Genomic DNA, 17767 nt, shown 5'->3' with positions numbered 1-17767 from the left:
GCGGATTGGCAAGCGGGGGCGGGCATGGGCGCGCTGATGATCCAGGGGACCGGGTCGAATGTGGGGAAATCGCTGCTGGTGGCGGGGCTGTGCCGGGTCGCCAGGCTGCGCGGGATCGGCGTGGCGCCCTTCAAGCCGCAGAACATGTCGAACAATGCCGCCGTGACCCCCGAAGGGGGCGAGATCGGCCGGGCGCAGGCGCTTCAGGCGCGGGCGGCGGGAATCGCGCCCTCGGTGGACATGAACCCGGTGCTGCTGAAGCCCGAAACCGACCGCGCCGCCCAGGTGGTGGTGCAGGGCCGCGCGATGGCGCGGGCGGCGGCCGCGGATTACGGTGCGCTCAAGCCGCGATTGCTGGGGGCGGTGCTGGACAGTTTCGCCCGGCTAAGCGCCGCGCATGACTTGGTGCTGGTCGAGGGCGCGGGCTCCCCGGCCGAGGTCAACCTGCGCGCCCGCGACATCGCCAATATGGGCTTTGCCCGCGCCGCCGATGTGCCGGTGGTGCTGGCCGGCGACATCGACCGCGGCGGTGTGATCGCGCAGATCGTCGGCACCCAGGCGGTGATCGACCCGGCCGATGCGGCGATGATCCGCGGCTTTGTCATCAACCGCTTTCGCGGCGATCCCGCGCTGTTCGATGCCGGCCGGGCCTTTATCGCCGCGCGCACCGGCTGGCCGGACCTGGGGATGGTGCCCTGGTTCGCCGATGCCGCGCTTTTGCCGGCCGAGGATGCGGTGGACCTGCGCCGCGCCGCCGGCGCGGGCGGGCTGCACATCGCCTGCCCGATGCTGTCGCGGATCGCGAATTTCGACGACCTGGACCCGCTGGCGGCCGAGCCGGGGGTGCGGCTGACCATGGTGCCGCCGGGACGGGCGCTGCCGGGGGATGCCGATATGGTCATCCTTCCGGGCACGAAATCGACGCGGGGCGATCTGGCCTTTCTGCGCCAGCAGGGCTGGGACATCGACCTGGCCGCGCATCTGCGCCGCGGCGGGCGGTGCCTGGGCATCTGCGGCGGCTACCAGATGCTGGGGCGCTGGGTCCACGATCCCGACGGCCATGACGGCGACCCCGGCAGCACGCCCGGCCTGGGGTTTCTGGACGTGGAAACCCGGATGGCGGCCGACAAGCGGCTGGTGCGATCCCGCGGCACCGCGCTTGGCCAGCCGATCGAGGGCTACGAGATCCACATGGGCCGCAGCGAGGGGCCGGACTGCGCCCGCCCCTTTGCGCATGTTCCCGCGCCGGACGGCGCCACCAGCCCCGACGGGCGCGTCTCCGGCACCTATCTGCACGGGCTGTTTTCGGACGATGGGTTCCGCGCCGCTTGGCTTGGGCAGTTCGGCGTGGTCTCGGCGCTGGAATACGGCGCGGGGATCGAGGCGGTGCTGGACCGGCTGGCCGCGCATCTGGAGGCGCATCTGGATATCGACCGACTGTTCGCGCTGGCGCGCTAGGGACCGGCTGTTCGCGCTGGCCCGCTAAGCTGTTCGCGCTGGCGCGCCAAAGGCGGGGCCGGTCGGCCGGCGCGTCAAAGCAGGTCGGCCAGGATGCGTTCGGCCTCGGCCTTGCAGGGGGTCAGGCGGGCGCGATCCTCGCCGGGGAAAAAGCGGGCCCGCAGGGCGGTCGGCATCGGCGCCGGCTCGGCAATGACCACGCGGGGGCCTAGCGTCGCATTTTCCGCCTGCCAGCTTTGCGCCAGGGCGATCTGCCCGGCCTTGGTCGCGCCGTAATTGCCAAAGAATTTCTGCCCGCCGCGCTTGTCGTCGAAAAACAGCGCGGTGCCCTGGCGGGCGCGCAACAGCGGCTCGATCAAGGTGATAAGGCCGCGGGTGGCGATGATGTTCAGGTCGACCGCCTTCTGGAAATCCTTGGCGTCGATATGGGCCGCGGGCGCCAGCGGCTCGGCCCGGATGGCCGTATGCGCCCAAAGATCCAGTCCGCCCCAGCGCTCTGCCACCGAGCGGACCATCTGCACCATCGCCTGCGGCTCGCCCACATCCATCGGCGCCAGCGTGGCCGAGCCGCCGGCCTTGCGGATGCGGTCGTCCAGCTCTTCCAGCGCGCCGGTGGTGCGGGCGACGGCCAGGATATGCCAGCCGCGCGCGGCAAGCGTTTCGGCCAAAGCGGCGCCAAGGCCGCGCGAGGCGCCGGTGATCAGCGCGATGTTGTCATGCTCGGTCATGGCGACGATTTCGCACCGCTGGCGACGGCGCGCAAGCCCCTTGCGCCGCGCCGGCCGAAGCTGCGTCACATTGCCTGCCCAAGGGTGCCCTGCGCTTTGGCCCGATAGGGGCCGGGCACAGCAGAACGGCCCCGAAAACGCTTCGGGGCCGTTCCTGGTTCTGGTCCTGACGCGACGCGCCTAGCGCGCGTCCAGCGGCTTGTAGTCGCGCCGCGGCGCGCCGATGTAAAGCTGGCGCGGACGGCCGATCTTGTTCTGCGGATCGGCGATCATTTCCTTCCACTGCGAGATCCAGCCCACGGTCCGGGACAGCGCGAAGATCGGCGTGAACATCGAGGTCGGGAAGCCCATCGCTTCAAGAATGATGCCCGAATAGAAGTCGACATTCGGGTAAAGCTTCTTCGAGACGAAATATTCGTCCTCGCGAGCGATCTTTTCCAGTTCCTTGGCGACTTGCAGGGTCGGGTTGTTGTGGACGCCCATGAGGTCCAGCACCTCGTCGGCGGATTCCTTCATCACCTTGGCGCGCGGGTCGAAGTTCTTGTAGACCCGGTGGCCAAAGCCCATCAGCCGGAACGGGTCGTTCTTGTCCTTGGCGCGGGCGATGAATTCCGGGATGCGGTCCACGCTGCCGATCTGGCGCAGCATTTCCAGGCAGGCCTGGTTGGCGCCGCCATGCGCCGGGCCCCAAAGGCAGGCGATGCCGGCGGCGATGCAGGCAAACGGGTTCGCGCCCGAAGACCCGGCCAGCCGCACGGTCGAGGTGGAGGCGTTCTGTTCGTGATCGGCATGCAGCGTGAAGATGCGGTCCATGGCGCGGGCCAGGGCCGGATCGACGTTATAGGGCTCGGCCGGGACCGAAAAGCACATGTGCAGGAAATTGCTGGCATAATCCAGCTCGTTCCGGGGATAGACGAAGGGCTGGCCCAGCGAATATTTATAGGCCATGGCGGCGATGGTCGGCACCTTGGCGATCAGCCGGATCGAGGCGATCTCGCGCTGCACCGGGTCGTTGATGTCGATCGAATCGTGGTAAAAGGCCGACATCGCGCCAACCACGCCCACCATGGTCGCCATCGGGTGGCTGTCGCGGCGGAAACCGCGGAAGAAATAGTGCATCTGTTCATGCACCATGGTGTGACGGGTGATCCGGGTCTCGAAATCGACCAGCTGGTCGGGGGTCGGCAATTCGCCGTAAAGCAGCAGGTAGCAGACTTCCAGGTAATGCGATTGCGCGGCCAATTGCTCGATCGGGTAGCCGCGATACCACAGCTCGCCCTTGTCGCCGTCGATATAGGTGATCGTCGAATCGCAGGACGCGGTCGAGGTGAAGCCGGGGTCATAGGTGAAAACGCCCGCCTCGCTGTAAAGCTTGCGGATGTCGACCACATCCGGCCCCGCCGTCGGCGACAGCACCGCGAGGTCGTAATCCTTGCCCGCGTGATGCAGTCTTGCGGTATTTCCTTCAGCCATTCCCAGTTCCTTTCACCTGTCTCCGGCCCGCGGGCCGGGTGATGGGCGCGGGTCTCAGCCCGCTTGATCCTGCAACCGGGCCAGCGTTTCGTCGCGGCCAAGCGCCAACATCATGTCGAACACGCTGGGGGTCGAACTGCGCCCCGCGAGGGCCGCACGCAGCGGCGCCGCCACCTTGCCCAGCCCCAGCCCGTGCGACTCGCCAATCTGCTTGGCCGCCGCCTCGAGTTCGTCGCGTTCCCAGCTAGCATTCTGCACCGCGGCAGTCAATTCTTTCAGTATACCACGGGATACAATATCCAGCCCCGCAGCCGCTTTTTCCTCGACCGCGATGGGCCGGTCGATCAGCGCGAAATGCGCCTGGTCCAGCAGCGCCGGCAGGGTTTTCGCCTTGGCCTTCAACGCGTCCAGCACCGGGCGCAGCCGGGCGATCTGGTGTTCGGACAGCGGCGGCGCGCCGGTCGCGGCGCGGAAACCGGCGATTTCCTTCAGCAATTCGGCATCCTCCATGCGGGCGATATGCCAGCCGCTGACATGTTCCAGCTTCTTGAAGTCCAGCCGGGCCGGGGCCTTGCCGATGCCGTTCAGGTCGAACCAGGCCCTGGCCTGCGCGTCGTCGAACAGTTCGTCGTCGCCATGGCTCCAGCCCAGCCGCGCCAGGTAGTTGCGCATCGCCGCCGCCGGATAGCCCATGGCGGCATATTCGTGCAGCCCGACCGCGCCATGGCGCTTGGACAGCTTCTTGCCGTCCGGCCCGTGGATCAGCGGGATATGGGCAAAGACCGGGATGTCCCAGCCCATCGCCAGATAGATCTGGACCTGCCGCGCGGCATTGGTCAGGTGGTCGTCGCCCCGGATCACATGGGTCACGCCCATGTCGTGATCGTCCACCACCACCGCCAGCATATAGGTCGGCGTCCCGTCCGAGCGCAGCAGCACCATGTCGTCAAGCTGCGCATTGCCGAAGGTCACGTCGCCTTGCACCGCGTCGCGCACCACGGTTTCGCCGTCGCGCGGCGCCTTCAGCCGGATCGCATGTGGGCGGTCGGGCAGGCTGGCCGGATCCGCGTCGCGCCAGGGCGACAAAAACAGGGTCGAGCGCCCCTCGGCCTTGGCCTGTTCGCGGAAGGCCGCGATCTCGTCGGCGGTCGAGAAGCATTTGTAGGCAGAGCCGTTTTCCAGCATGGCGCGGGCGATTTCGGCATGGCGGTCCATGCCGGCGAACTGGCTGACCGGCTCGCCATCCCAGTCAAGGCCCAGCCAGCGCATGCCCTGCAAGATCGCCTCGGTCGCCTCGGGGGTGGAACGCGCGCGGTCGGTATCCTCGATCCGCAGCAGGAACTTTCCGCCCCGCCCGCGCGCATAAAGCCAGTTGAACAGCGCCGTCCGCGCGCCCCCGATATGCAGGTAGCCGGTGGGCGAGGGGGCGAAGCGGGTCACGACGGGGCGGGAAACAGTCATCAGCAATCCGGTCAGTTTCAGAAAACGGGGCCATCGGCCATGCCCGTTAATCCTTTCGAAAGGGTCGGCATGCCAATCTTGCCGCCACAGATAAGCAAGTGCCACGGCAAGGACAAGTTTCGGTGACGGAATCGGTGAACGCTTTGCGAACGGGTCTGCCGGCCGTCGGGGCGGGGCGGCATGGCGCGGCGGCGGCCCGGCCATCGGTCAGCATTCGGGCCGGGCCGCTGCCCTGGGTGCCGTTCTGGCTGTCGCTGGGCATCGGCGGCTGGTTCCTGTTGCCCGACGAACCCGGACGGGGCTTTTATGCGCTGCTGGTCCTGGCGGCGGGCGCCGGGCTGGCGATCCCCGCCGGGGCGACGCGGCCGGCCTGGGTGGGGCGGCTTTCCTGGGGCGCTGCGGATCGGCTGCGCCTGGCCGGGCTGGCGCTGGCGCTGGTCGCGCTTGGGGCCGGCCTTATGGGCGGGCGCGGCCATCTCGTCGCCGCGCCGGTGCTGGATTTCCGCTATTACGGCCCGGTCGAAGGGCGGGTGATCGGAATCGACCGCTCGTCTCGCGACCGGATGCGGCTGCTTTTGGACCAGGTGCGGCTGCACCAGGTTTCGCCGCAGCGAACGCCGGAACGGGTGCGGATCTCGCTGCTGACGGCGCAGGACCTGCCGACGCCCGGCCAGCGGGTGATGCTGACGGCGCATCTGGGACCGCCGGGCGGCCCGTCCGAGCCGGGCGGCTTCGACTTTCGCCGGATGGCCTGGTTCGAACGGCTGGGCGCGGTCGGCTATGCGCGCGCCCCGGTTCTGACGGTCGAGCCGCCGGCGGCGACCGGCCTGCTGGCGCTGCACCGCCTGCGCATGTCGCTGTCGGGCGCCATGCAACAGCGGATCGGCGGCCAGGCCGGCGCGGTTTCAGCGGCGCTGATGACCGGGGACCGCTCCGGCATCGCCGAAGAAACCAACCAGATCATGCGCGATTCGAACCTTTATCACATCATTTCCATCTCGGGCCTGCATATGAGCATGCTGGCGGGGTTCGTCTATGCCGCGCTGCGGCTGGGCGGCGTGGCGGCGCAGGCGGCGGGCGTCCTGCGCCGGCGGCCGGTCCACAAGCTGGCGGCGGCGGGGGCACTGTGCGCCTCGGCGCTGTATCTGTGGCTTTCGGGCGGCGGCGTCGCGACCGAGCGGGCCTTTATCATGGTGGCGGTGATGCTTTTGGCGATCATCGCGGACCGCCGCGCGATTTCGTTGCGCACCGTCGCGGTCGCGGCCTGCATCGTGCTGGTCCTCAGCCCCGAGGCGCTGACCGAGCCCGGCTTCCAGATGAGCTTTGCCGCCACCGTGGCGCTGATCCTGGTGCAGGAACCCTGGCTCAGGCTGTCGCCGCACCTGCCCTGGTGGGGACGGCCGGTGGCGATGCTGCTGCTGTCCTCGCTGGTGGCGGGGCTGGCGACGGCCCCGATCGCGGCGGCGCATTTCGGGCGGATGACGCAATACGGCCTTCTTGCCAATATGCTGGTCGTGCCGGTGGTCGGCACGCTGGTCATGCCCGGCGGCGTGCTTGCGGCGCTGCTTGCGCCCTTGGGGCTGGCGCAGCCCGCGCTGTGGCTGATGGGGTTGGGAACCGGCTGGATGCTGGCCGTCGCGCAATGGATCGCCGACCTGGACGGCGCCGTCGCCCTGCTGCCCGCCGCGCCGCGCGCCGTGCTGCCGCTGATGGCCGTCGGGGCGATGATGGCATTGCCGCGCGCCGGTCCCGACGGCGGCCTCGGCCTTGCGCTTGTGCTGCGCCGCGCCGTGGCGGCAGCCCTGCTGGCGGCGGCGGGTCTGTCCTGGCATGGCGCCCAGCGGCCCGACATCCTGGTCTCGGCCGAAGGGGACGCGGCGGCGGTGCTGACCCCGGCCGGCCGGACGCCGTCAAAGCCCAAGGGCGGCAGCTTCGCCGTCGCGAACTGGCTAAAGGCGGATGGCGATCCGGCGGACCAGGCCTCCGCGGCGGGTCGCCCGCTGTGGCAGGGCGTGCCGTCCGACCGCTGGGCGGACCTGGAACGGGGCGGGCAGCGGCTGCGCATCCGGCACCTGACCGGCAAGGCGGCGGTGCAGGATGCGCAGGCCCGTTGCCGCGAAGGCGGCATCCTGGTCGCGAACCGCCCGCTTTCCCTGGATGATCCCGCCCCCTGCCTGGTCCTGGACCAGGCGCGCCTGCGCCGGCACGGCGCAACCGCGATCATGCTGACCGAACATGGTCCGGAACTGGTTTTCGCCAACAGGCCGGGTCCGGGCCGGCTTTGGCACTGACGGCTGCAACAATTCACCACATCGGGCCCAGAAAGATGCATGGTCTTGTCAATCGCTGCCTCGAAGCGTTCCTGCGCAGCAGCTATGGAAACGCCACCTGGCAAAAGATCGCCGCCCAGGTCGACATCCACCCCGACGGTTTCCTGACTTGGGAACCCAGCCCCGACCGGGTCACGCATGCGATGGTGATCGCCGCGGCGCGGCGGCTGGGGAAATCGGTGGGGGAATTGCTGGAGGACGTCGGGGCCTGGCTAAGCTGCCAGGAACAGATCCGCCGCCTGCTGCGGTTCGGCGGCTCGAACTTCCCGGAATTCGTCGAATCGTTGCGCGAATTGCCGGGGCGGGTAGAGCTGGTGATCCCGGACCTGGCCTTTCCGGGCTTTGCCGTCCTGTCCCAGGATGCCGGCCGCTACCGCATCCATGCCGATGCCCATGCGCCGGGCCTGATGCGGGTCCTGGCCGGCATGCTGCGGGTGATGGCGGACGATTACGGCGCGCTGGCCGTCATATCGGTCGTGCGCAACCGGATCGATATCGAGGTGGTGCTGCCCGACTATTCTGACAAGCGCGGCTTCGAACTGTCTCCGGCCGGGGGGCGGAGGTGAAGGATACGGTGGTCGATCTTCCCCGCCTGGCGCAACTGGTGCCGATGCACCTGCTGGTGGACCGAACGGGCACGATCCTGTCGCGCGGCAGGACGCTTTCCAAGGTGCTGGCGGGCGCGTCCCGCCTGGAGGAGGCGTTCGTGCCGGCCAATGGCATCGGGCTGGGAAGCGGCCCGGTTGCCGGCGACCTGTTTTCCCTGCTGGGCGGCGGCAAGCGCATCTTCTTGCAGATGCGCCACCATCCGGACGTGGCGTTGCGCGGCCATGGCGTCCGGCTTTCGCCGGATATCGCCCTGTTGGACCTGGGTTTCGGGATCGGCCTTTCGGCGGCGGTGCAGACCTTTGGCCTGAACGATTCCGATTTCCCCCCGTCCGACCTGGCCATGGAGTTCCTGTTCCTGCACGAGGCCAACCGCGCCGCCCTGCAAGAGCTGTCGCGCGTCAACAGCAGGCTTGAAGAGGCGCGGGAAAACGCCCAGATCCTGTCGATCACCGACCCGCTGACCGGCTTGCTGAACCGGCGCGGCTTCGAGATCGTCTTCACCAGGGCCTTCGACCAAAGGCACCGCAAGCCCTTTGCCCTGGTCCATCTGGATCTTGATCGCTTCAAGGATATCAACGACACCTTCGGCCATGCCACAGGCGACCGGGTGCTGACCGAGATCGCCTCGATCCTGGCAACCGAGGTGCGGCTGGACGATCGTGCCTGCCGCGTCGGCGGAGACGAGTTCCTGATGCTGATCTTTGCCGCCCGGCCGGAAGCGGATGCGATGGCCATCGGCAAAAGGATTCTGGACAGGGCGGGCTCGGTCGGCATCTCCGCCGGTTTCGGCGCGGTTTCGGCCAGCATGGGGGTTGCGGTTTGCGACGGCACGGGGGTCTCGCGCCCCCACCAACTGTTCGAAATGGCGGACGCGGCGCTTTACCGCGCCAAGCTGTCGGGCCGGGGCAGGGTGGTCCAGTGGAGCGACACCATGCGCTAGCCCGGCCGATCGGCCGCGCCGGCATGACCGCCCGATCCGGGGCAACTGCTGGCCAACATAAGGTTTTCCCCGCCGGGATTGGTGGTTACTGTGCCCGGAAAACGAGTCAGGAGTTGTTGATCCATGCAGGTGGTCTTTCATTGCGGCGCGCACGGCACCGATCTTTATCGCATGGTCAAGACCCTGTTGCAGAACCGCGACTGGCTGCTGCATCACGGGATCGAGCCGGTGACGCCGAACCGGCATCGCGAGGTCTTCAACGAGGCGCTGGCCGCGCTGCGGGGCGGCTGCGCCACGCCAGAGATGGAACAGGTGATGCTGGATGCGATCCTGGATTCGGACCATCCGCAGCGCATCATTTGCAGCACGCCGACCTTTCTGGGCCGGGCGACCCGCGCCATCTCGGCCGAAGGGCTTTACGCCAGCGCCGGCGACAAGATGGCGGCGCTTGCCAACCTGTTTCCCAGCGCCGAGGTCGAGTTCTTCCTGGCGCTGAAGAACCCGGCCACGCTGCTTTCCTTCATCCTGACCCAGGAAGGCAGCGGCAGCTATGGCGAGCTGATGGGCGGGGTCGATCCCGAATCCCTGCGCTGGGGGCCCGCGATCCGCAGGATGCTGGCCACGCTGCCGGGGCGGCGGCTGGTTCTGTGGTGTCACGAGGACACCTCGCTGATCTGGCCCGAGGTGGTGCGCCGCATCTCGACCATGCCGGCCGACGTGCCGCTCAAGGCGGGGTTGCAGATCCTGGGCGATATCCTGCATCCCGACGGTATCAGCATGATCCGCGAGGCGATGGCGCAGGAAGAGCGGTTGACCGTCGCCAGCCGCCGCCGCATCTTTGCCGCGGCGCTGGAACGCTATGCCCAGCCCGACCAGATCGAGGTCGAATTGAACCTGCCCGGCTGGACCCAGCAGCGGGTGGACCGCGTCACCGCGGCCTATGAGGCCGACATCGCCGAGATCGCCGCGCTGCCGGGGGTCGAATTCCTGACCCCATAACCTGCCTGGCGGCGGCGTGGCGGGCGGATCTTTCGCGCCCTACCCGCCATCGGCGGACTTAGTCCCGATGCAAAGCCACGGCATTCCCGGCGCGGCTTCATATTATACAGTTGAAATTGATTTATTAAAAACAATCTCTGCGTGTGGCCGGGGGCAATAGCCCGGCGGCCCGCCGATTGCGGCGCAAAAGGCGCAGGCATTTACGACCCATTCATGATCTTCTGCTATATGATGGTTGTTTCAAGGGTTTTTCTTGAAATGAACACCGTGGCGGCGGGGAAAGCTTCGCAGGTGGATTGATCCGCGGGCGTTCTTGGCAATATTCTTTCAAAAGGCTTTGGTAGCCGTTCGATTTATTCCAAGTGATTTTAGGGGAAGAGTTCGGTCGATATGGAAATGCTGAAGGATACCGAGGCCATTCTTGCCGCCCGCTCGGCCCAGGCGCTGTGGCAACATTATTGCGCACGCTTGGCCGAACTTGGCTTTGCCCATGTCTGCTATCGTTCGGTGCGCGCCCTGACGTCGTGCTGCAACCGGATGCTGGACGACGGCCTGCTGCTGTCCAGCTATCCGCCGCATCTGATGCAAGAACTTGCCGCGCAGGACCTGCTGGCAAGCGCGCCGATGTATTCCTGGCTCGCCCAGAACGGCGGCTGGGAAAGCTGGGCCTGGATGCAGCGGCGCCGGCTGGCCGGCCGGCTGCCCGCGCAGGAACAGGCGGCGGCGGACATCTTCATGCGCCACGGCCATGTTTCCGGCTATGCCATCGGTCTGGGCAACGAGGTGGACCATATCCGCGCCGGGCTGATTCTCGGCGGCGCCATCGGCATGCGCCAGGACCAACTGGACCAGCTTTGGGCCAGTCACGGGCGCGTCGTCGTCGCGCTAAGCGGGCTGATGCATCTGCGCATATCGACGCTGCCGCAAGCGCCGCAGGAATGCATGCTGACGCTGCGCCAGCGCGAGGTGCTGGAATGTATCGCGGTCGGCCACACCACCCAGGAAATCGCCGCGATCCTGGCCCTTAGGCCGGCGACGGTGGAAAAGCACCTGCGGCTGGCGCGAAAGGCGCTGGGTGCCAAGACCACGGCGCAGGCCATCCTGCTGGCCGCCAGCCGCAAGCTGATCTTCCTGCCGGCAGGGGCGCAGCCGCCGCCTGCTGGAGAAACCCGTGCCGCAGGCGTTGAGACCGGGCAGGCGCAGCCTTGGGGCGCCACGCCAGATGCGGCCTTTACAGAAGGGCCGCCGCGCGGGCCGGGTCCCGACGGCTAGGCCGGCAAAGCAAGCGCCCGCCCAAAGCGGCAGGCGCTTGCCAGGAACAGGATCAGGCGCCGGCGCGGGTCTTGGCGACCTCGGCGGCGAAATCCTCTTCCTTCTTCTCGATACCCTCGCCGACCACGACGCGGGCATAGCCGGTCACTTCCAGGCCCGCGTCGGACGCGGCCTGCGCGACGGTGATGTCGGGGTTGATGACGAATTTCTGGCCAAGCAGCGTCACTTCTTCGAAGAACTTCTTCATCCGGCCTTCGATCATCTTCTCGATCACCGCATCGGGCTTGCCCGATTCGCGCGCCTGTTCGGTCAGCACGGACTTTTCGCGTTCGACCAGATCCGGGTCCAGGTCGGCCTCGGCCAGCGAGGCGGGGTTGGTCGCGGCGATATGCATGGCGATCTGCTTGCCGATCTCTTGCGCCTTGGCGGCATCGCCTTTCAGCGCGACCAGCACGCCGATCTTGCCCATGCCTTCGGTCGCGGCGTTGTGGACATAGGACACCACGGTGTCGCCTTCCAGCGCGTGCATCCGGCGCAGGGTCATGTTCTCGCCGATGCGGGCGATGGCTTCGGTCAGCACCTCTTCGACCGGGCGGCCGTTCAGATGCGTGGCTTTCAGCACCTCGACATCGGTCGCGGCATCCAGCGCCACATTGGTGATTTCGCGCACGAGCTGCTGGAAATCGGCGTTCTTGGCGACGAAATCGGTTTCCGAGTTCAGTTCGACCGCAACACCGCGGCCGGCGCGGACGGCGACGCCCACCAGCCCTTCGGCGGCGACGCGGCCCGATTTCTTGGCCGCCTTGGCCAGCCCCTTGGTGCGCAGCCAGTCGACCGCGGCCTCCATGTCGCCATTGGTTTCGGTCAGCGCCTTCTTGGCGTCCATCATGCCCGCGCCGGTCGTTTCGCGCAGGTCTTTCACCATCGCAGCGGTGATAGCCATCGGGGATCTCCTTGCTTTCAATGCGTCAGGCGGGGCTTATCCCCGCCTGATGAATGTTGCGTAACCTGCCGCGCGGCTCGGCCGAGGCGGCCGATCAGGCTTCGGCGGCTTCCTGGGTGGGCTCGCCCTGGGCCGGTTCGGCGGCCAGGTCTTCCTCGACGCTGGCTTCCAGCGCGCCAAGGTCCACGCCGGCAGCGCCCATCTGCGCGGTCATGCCGTCCAGCGCGGCGCGGCTGACCAGATCACAGTAAAGCGCGATGGCGCGGGCGGCGTCATCGTTGCCGGGAATGATGTAGTCCACACCCTTGGGCGAGCAGTTGGTATCGACCACGGCGACCACGGGGATGCCCAGCTTCTTCGCCTCGGCGATGGCCAGGTCTTCCTTGTTCACGTCGATGACGAACAGCAGGTCGGGCAGGCCGCCCATCTCGCGGATGCCGCCCAGCGAGGCTTGCAGCTTGGCCTGCTCGCGCTCCATTTGCAGCCGTTCCTTTTTGGTCAGGCCTTCGGCGCCCGAACCCAGGGTTTCGTCCAGGGCCTTGAGGCGCTGGATAGACTGCGAAACGGTCTTCCAGTTGGTCAGCGTGCCGCCCAGCCAGCGGTGGTTCATGTAGTATTGCGCCGATCTTTCGGCGGCGTCGGCGACGGCTTTCTGCGCCTGGCGCTTGGTGCCGACGAACAGCACCCGCCCGCCCTTGGCGACGGTGTTGCGCACGGCCTGCAACGCCGCATCCAGCATCGGCACGGTCTGGGTCAGGTCGACGATGTGGATGCCGTTGCGTTGGCCATAGATGAACTCGGCCATGCGGGGGTTCCAGCGCTGCGTCTGGTGGCCGTAGTGAACGCCAGCTTCAAGCAGCTGACGCATGGAAAATTCGGGAAGCGCCATGTCCATGTCCTTTCCGGTTTGCGCCTGGGCGGGGGTTTCAGGGTCTTGCCCCAACCGGTGGACCGTCGAAGGATGTCTCCCTCCGCGGCCCGATCCCCGCCTGTGAAGTGCGCGCGAAATAGTCCCATCCCCGCCAGAATGCAAGTCCTGTCGGCAGAAAATGCGTCGGTTTCGCCGGAATTTGCCTGGGGCAGGCGCAATATGCGGCGCATTCCGTCCTGGGATCAACCGAAGCTTAATCTTTCTGCGCGATCTTGCACGAAACCGTTTGGAATCGGAGGCAGCGGATGGTCGCGGGCGGCATGACGGCAGGACGAAGGCAGCGGGCTTGGCCATGGCGCTGACGGTGCTGGTCCAGCACGCAAACCGGCCCTTGCGCCAGGGGGTCGCCACGGCGCTGGAGGCGGCGGGAATGGTGGTGCGACAGTCCCGCGACGGGTCCGAGGGGCTGGCGCTGTTGCAAGCCCAGCCGGTGGACGCGATCCTGACCGGCATCAACATGCGGCGGATCTGCGGCTTCAGCTTTATCCAGGCGGTTCGGAAACAGCCGGGGCTGCGCGACATTCCGATCCTGGTCATGGCGGTCTCGGCCACGCCGGAACTCAAGGCGCGCGCCCGCCAGGCCGGGGCCGCGGGTTGGCTGCCCCAGCCGTTCGATCATGCCCGGCTGGTCGAAACCCTGCGCATCGTCGTCGCCTCGGGGGATGGATGATGCGACGGGGCCGAAAACAGCGGTCAGGCGTCCAGGCATTCCAGGATCAGCCCCTCATTGCCGGCCAGGCGCACCTGATCGCGCTCGGCCGCGGGGCCGGCCAGGGGACGGGCCGGGTCGGTGGAAAAGCGCGGCCGGACCGCCGGGCTTGCGGCGGGCAGGACAAGCTGAACCGGATCGGGGCCAAGGTTCAGCGCGACAAGCAGCCTTTGCCCCTGGGCCAGGCGCTCATAGGCCAGCAACTCGCCCTTGGCCTCCAGCAGGCGCAGGCTGCCCTGCGTCAGCGCCGGCATGCTGCGGCGCAGCGCCAGAAGGTCGCGATAGAGCCGCAGCAACGAGCCGGGGTCGTCGCGTTGCGCGGCGACCGTGCGCCCGGCAAGGTCCTGGGGCACCGGAAGCCAGGGGTCGCCGCTGGTGAAGCCCGCGCCGCCCGCGTCGCACCATTGCATCGGCGTGCGCTGCGGGTCGCGGCCGACGCCCAGCCCCGGCTCGTTCAAGGCCCAGGGGTCGCGCAGCCGGTCGGTTGGGATCTCGCTGTCCTGCATGCCGATCTCGTCGCCGTAATACAGTGTCGGCGTGCCGCGCAGGGTCAGCAGCAGCATCGCCGCCACCCGTGCCTGCGCCGAACCGACCCGGCTGGCGATGCGTTTCTGGTCGTGATTGCCCAGCACCCAGTTCGGCCAGCCGCCTTCGGGCAGGGCCGCCTCGTATTCCCGGATCAGCCCTGCGATGGTCGGGGCGTTCCAGGCGCTTTTGATGAGCTGGAAGTTGAAAGGCAAATGCGCGCCCTGCAAATCCTCGCCGTAATAGGCCATCAGCCGCTCCAGCGGCAGGTAGATTTCCCCGATCAGCAGCCGGTCGCCATAGGCGTCCACGGTGCGGCGCATGGCGCGAACCACCTCGTGGACCTCGGGACGGTCGGTCGAATGCAGTTGCAGGATGCGGCGGATATCGGCATCCCCCTCGCGCCAGGCGGGATTGGGCGGATCGTCGCGAAACAGGTCGTCCTTGATCAGGTGCCACATCACGTCGACCCGAAACCCGTCCACGCCCCGGTCCAGCCAGAAGCGCATGGCGTCAAGCATCGCCTGGCGCACCTGTGGATTACGCCAGTTCAGGTCGGGCTGCTGGGCCAGGAAGGCGTGATAGTAATATTGTCCCGCCGTCTCGTCCCAGGTCCAGGCGCTGCCGCCGAAATTGCTGATCCAGTTGTTCGGCGGCCCGCCATCGGGACCCGGATCGCGCCAGATATACCAGTCGCGGCGCGGATCGGACGGCGCGCGCCGCGATTGCTGGAACCATGGATGCTGGTCCGAGGTATGGTTGGGGACGAAGTCCAGGATGATGCGCAGCCCCTTGCCATGCGCGTCGGCCACCAGCGCGTCGAAATCCGCAAGCGTGCCGAAGATCGGGTCCACGTCGCAGTAATCCGAAACGTCATAGCCGAAATCGGCCATGGGCGAGGGGTAGAAGGGCGAGATCCAGATCGCATCCACCCCCAGCCACAGCAGATGGTCCAGCCGCGCGCGAATGCCGGCCAGATCGCCGACGCCGTCGCCGTCGCTGTCCTGGAACGACCTTGGATAGACCTGATAGATCACCCCGGTCCGCCACCATGACGGGCCGGGCAGGGTGCGTGGGTCGGCTTCCGTCATATCATCGGCCGCCCGCCGGTGACTTCGTAAAGCGCGCCGGTCGTATAGCTCGACTCGGCCGAGGCCAGCAGCACATAGGTCGCCGCCAGTTCCGCCGGCTGCCCCGGACGCTTCAGCGGGGTGTTCTTGCCGAAATTGCGCACCTTTTCGGGCGGCATGGTCGAGGGGATCAGCGGCGTCCAGATCGGTCCCGGCGCCACCGCATTCACGCGGATGCCCTGGTCCGCCAGCAGCCCGGCCAGCCCCGCTGTAAAGTTCGCGATCGCGCCCTTGGTGGTGGCATAGGCCAGCAGCGTCGGCGAGGGGCTGGTGGCGTTGATCGACGAGGTGTTGATGATCGTCGAGCCCGGCTTCATGTGCTTCACGGCTTCTTGCGACAGGTAGAACATCGCATAGATGTTGGTGCGGAACGTCAGGTCCCATTCCTGCGAGGTGATGTCCTCGAATCGTTCGAAGGTGGCCTGATGGGCCGCGTTGTTGACCAGGATATCCAGCCGCCCCAGCTCATCCACCGCCTTGCCGATCAGCGAGCGGGCGAAGCTTTCGTCCGAGACATCGCCCTTGGCCAGCACCGCCTTGCGCCCGGCCTTTTCGACCCAGCGGGCAGTGTCCTGGGCGTCCTCGTCCTCTTCCAGGTAGTTGATGACGACATCCGCGCCTTCGCGGGCAAAGGCGATGGCGACCGCGCGGCCGATGCCGGAATCGCCGCCGGTGATGATGGCCACGCGATCCTTCAGCCGCTCGCTGCCGCGATAGCTGTCCTCGCCATGGTCCGGCCGGGGGTCCATCTGCCCGGTATAGCCGGGCATGTCCTGCTGTTGTTCGGGCATCGGTGGCTGTGCGTGTTTGTTTTGCGGGTCTTCCTGCATTTTCTGCTCCTCGGTCGGGTTGGCTTTGCGGCTGCGGATCACTTCTGGTCTTTGGGCGTGCCGCGGTTCTTGTGGTGCTGGCTTTCCTGGTTCAGGCCGCGCGGTCCGGGACTGCCATCGGCGGGGGTCAGCGGCTCGCGCTCGGCCTCGGGCGTCTCTTCGACCCGGCCGCCGCCTTTTTCGGCCGCCTCCAGGTCGGGGCGGGGATCGAAGTCCTTGTCGGCATTGCTGGTGTCCACGCGCTTCTCGATGATGCGAAGCTGCTGTTCATGCGTCTTGTTGCCGGCCATGTCGGTTTTCTCCGTCTTGTGCGCCGGGCGGGGGCTCGGCGATCCGGGATGCCTGCCGGGCATCCATGTGCTGTCTGGGCCGGGCAGCGATGCGCTGCCGTCGGGCAGGAACCTGCCGGGGCGGGGGCCGCCGGCGCGCCACGCCTGCCACGCGGCGCTGCGGCCGATTCAACCAGCCAGCGCCCCGGTTGTTCCCGGCCGCGTCCCGACCGGCGGCCGCTGGCCCGCCCGCCCTGCCATGGAACATCGCCTGCCCCGGCCGGTTGAAGACGCGCAACGCACAGGTTCGGAGGCGCGAGGTGTTATCATGGCTGGCCCAGCACAGCGGGCTGATCCAGGCAAGCATGGCCGCGCTCACGGCGATGATCTGGCTGGTCTATCTGCACACGATCCTGGCCGGGCTGCGCCGCCAGCGCCGGACCGAGATCCTGATCAATCTTGGCGGCGCGCGCGATTCAAGCGCCTGCGTGCTTGTCAGTAATCTTGGGCTGGAGCCGATCTACCTGCTGGAGGTCCTGCTGACCCGCTGGGCCGCGGACGGAGAGCGGATCACCTCGGTCGCCGACCGCACCGAGCTTGCCAAAGACCAGCGCAGTTCGGCGCGCGAGGCGACGTTGCAGGGCCCGCTTTGCAGCGGCGACTATGTCGAGCTGGGCAGCGTGATGGACCTGATCGAACGCGCCCGCCTTAGAACGCCGGATCGGCTGGACCCGCGGGAGCTTCGCGAAATCGAGATCACCGTGGCGGCGATCACCGCGGCGGACAATCGCGTCGCCGCCGCCACCCGCCGCTTCATGGTCTGCGTGCAGGATGGGCAGATGCGCTTTCTGCCCAGGGACCTTCACGCCCGCCAGATCCGGTCGCGGCGCAAGCGGCGGCGGATCGAGGCGGCGATCCAGGACCAGATGTAACTGCACTGCGGGATCGAATCGGGGCCTCGCGCATCCCTTTGCGGGACGCCCGCCGCCGGTGCAATCAGCGGTCGCCCCGGTGGTATGACGATGATGCCGGGCCTAGCTTCTGCGCCGCGCGACGCCCAAGCGGTCTAGGGTCTGTTGAGATTCATCGTGAGTTGATCAGGGCTGCCACAGCGTAGATCATGGCCTCAAAGGATGTATCGGTCTTTTCGGACCGCATGG

16 protein-coding genes are annotated in these 17767 nt (G+C 67.5%); 8 read left to right on the top strand and 8 right to left on the bottom strand.

Features of this window, described 5'->3' with window-relative positions; all coding sequences use genetic code 11:
* The first annotated feature begins 24 nt into the window (after positions 1-24).
* The gene (locus F3H32_RS15750) at positions 25-1458 is read left to right on the top strand and encodes a cobyric acid synthase (protein ID WP_149766653.1); all 1434 of its coding nucleotides are present in this window, start codon (positions 25-27) and stop codon (positions 1456-1458) included.
* A gap of 74 nt (positions 1459-1532) precedes the next feature.
* Here F3H32_RS15750 and F3H32_RS15745 read toward each other — a convergent pair whose 3' ends face one another.
* The 3 genes from F3H32_RS15745 to gltX form a co-directional block, all read right to left on the bottom strand.
* Positions 1533-2186: an SDR family NAD(P)-dependent oxidoreductase gene (locus F3H32_RS15745; RefSeq protein WP_149766652.1), complete on the bottom strand. Its 654-nt coding sequence runs from the start codon at positions 2184-2186 to the stop codon at positions 1533-1535.
* A 180-nt stretch (positions 2187-2366) separates the two neighbouring features.
* Positions 2367-3659: a citrate synthase gene (gltA, locus tag F3H32_RS15740; protein WP_115755780.1), complete on the bottom strand. Its 1293-nt coding sequence runs from the start codon at positions 3657-3659 to the stop codon at positions 2367-2369.
* Between the two features lie 54 nt (positions 3660-3713).
* On the bottom strand, positions 3714-5120 hold the full coding sequence (gene gltX, locus F3H32_RS15735; RefSeq protein ID WP_149766651.1) for a glutamate--tRNA ligase: 1407 nt from the start codon (positions 5118-5120) through the stop codon (positions 3714-3716).
* Between the two features lie 122 nt (positions 5121-5242).
* Between gltX and F3H32_RS15730 the strand changes: the two genes are divergently transcribed.
* From F3H32_RS15730 to F3H32_RS15710, 5 genes are all read left to right on the top strand, one after another.
* A complete protein-coding gene (locus F3H32_RS15730) occupies positions 5243-7411 on the top strand; it encodes a ComEC/Rec2 family competence protein (RefSeq protein WP_223191497.1) in 2169 nt (722 codons plus the stop codon).
* Between the two features lie 35 nt (positions 7412-7446).
* A complete protein-coding gene (locus F3H32_RS15725) occupies positions 7447-8016 on the top strand; it encodes a heme NO-binding domain-containing protein (protein WP_115755350.1) in 570 nt (189 codons plus the stop codon).
* Positions 8013-8999: a GGDEF domain-containing protein gene (locus F3H32_RS15720; RefSeq protein ID WP_149766650.1), complete on the top strand. Its 987-nt coding sequence runs from the start codon at positions 8013-8015 to the stop codon at positions 8997-8999. The genes F3H32_RS15725 and F3H32_RS15720 overlap by 4 nt, the downstream gene beginning before the upstream one ends.
* Positions 9000-9122: 123 nt before the next feature.
* Complete coding sequence (locus tag F3H32_RS15715; protein ID WP_149766649.1) at positions 9123-9998, top strand: hypothetical protein; 876 nt, start codon at positions 9123-9125, stop codon at positions 9996-9998.
* A gap of 390 nt (positions 9999-10388) precedes the next feature.
* Entirely contained in the window at positions 10389-11270 is an 882-nt protein-coding gene (locus F3H32_RS15710; RefSeq protein ID WP_149766648.1) for a helix-turn-helix transcriptional regulator, read from the top strand.
* Between the two features lie 52 nt (positions 11271-11322).
* Here F3H32_RS15710 and tsf read toward each other — a convergent pair whose 3' ends face one another.
* Together tsf and rpsB are read right to left on the bottom strand one after the other, a co-directional pair.
* On the bottom strand, positions 11323-12213 hold the full coding sequence (gene tsf / locus F3H32_RS15705) for a translation elongation factor Ts (RefSeq protein WP_149766647.1): 891 nt from the start codon (positions 12211-12213) through the stop codon (positions 11323-11325).
* 94 nt (positions 12214-12307) lie between these two features.
* Entirely contained in the window at positions 12308-13108 is an 801-nt protein-coding gene (rpsB, locus tag F3H32_RS15700; RefSeq protein ID WP_149766646.1) for a 30S ribosomal protein S2, read from the bottom strand.
* 328 nt (positions 13109-13436) lie between these two features.
* Here rpsB and F3H32_RS15695 point away from each other — a divergent pair, with 328 nt between their 5' ends.
* The gene (locus F3H32_RS15695; protein WP_223191496.1) at positions 13437-13814 is read left to right on the top strand and encodes a response regulator; all 378 of its coding nucleotides are present in this window, start codon (positions 13437-13439) and stop codon (positions 13812-13814) included.
* 23 nt (positions 13815-13837) lie between these two features.
* Here F3H32_RS15695 and F3H32_RS15690 read toward each other — a convergent pair whose 3' ends face one another.
* From F3H32_RS15690 to F3H32_RS15680, 3 genes are all read right to left on the bottom strand, one after another.
* On the bottom strand, positions 13838-15469 hold the full coding sequence (locus F3H32_RS15690) for an alpha-amylase family glycosyl hydrolase (protein WP_149766644.1): 1632 nt from the start codon (positions 15467-15469) through the stop codon (positions 13838-13840).
* Positions 15466-16299, bottom strand: a complete 834-nt coding sequence (locus F3H32_RS15685) for an SDR family oxidoreductase (RefSeq protein WP_223191495.1) — start codon at positions 16297-16299, stop codon at positions 15466-15468. The genes F3H32_RS15690 and F3H32_RS15685 overlap by 4 nt, the downstream gene beginning before the upstream one ends.
* Before the next feature lie 77 nt (positions 16300-16376).
* Positions 16377-16628 (bottom strand): hypothetical protein, encoded by a 252-nt coding sequence (locus tag F3H32_RS15680; protein ID WP_149766643.1) that lies wholly within the window; start codon positions 16626-16628, stop codon positions 16377-16379.
* Between the two features lie 263 nt (positions 16629-16891).
* Between F3H32_RS15680 and F3H32_RS15675 the strand changes: the two genes are divergently transcribed.
* Positions 16892-17539: a hypothetical protein gene (locus F3H32_RS15675; protein ID WP_188128685.1), complete on the top strand. Its 648-nt coding sequence runs from the start codon at positions 16892-16894 to the stop codon at positions 17537-17539.
* Positions 17540-17767: the final 228 nt, after the last annotated feature.

The sequence above is a fragment of the Paracoccus thiocyanatus genome (assembly GCF_900156255.1).
GTDB lineage: Bacteria > Pseudomonadota > Alphaproteobacteria > Rhodobacterales > Rhodobacteraceae > Paracoccus > Paracoccus thiocyanatus.
Note: the sequence above shows the minus strand (reverse complement) of the source record. Positions and strands in the feature narration are given on the sequence as shown.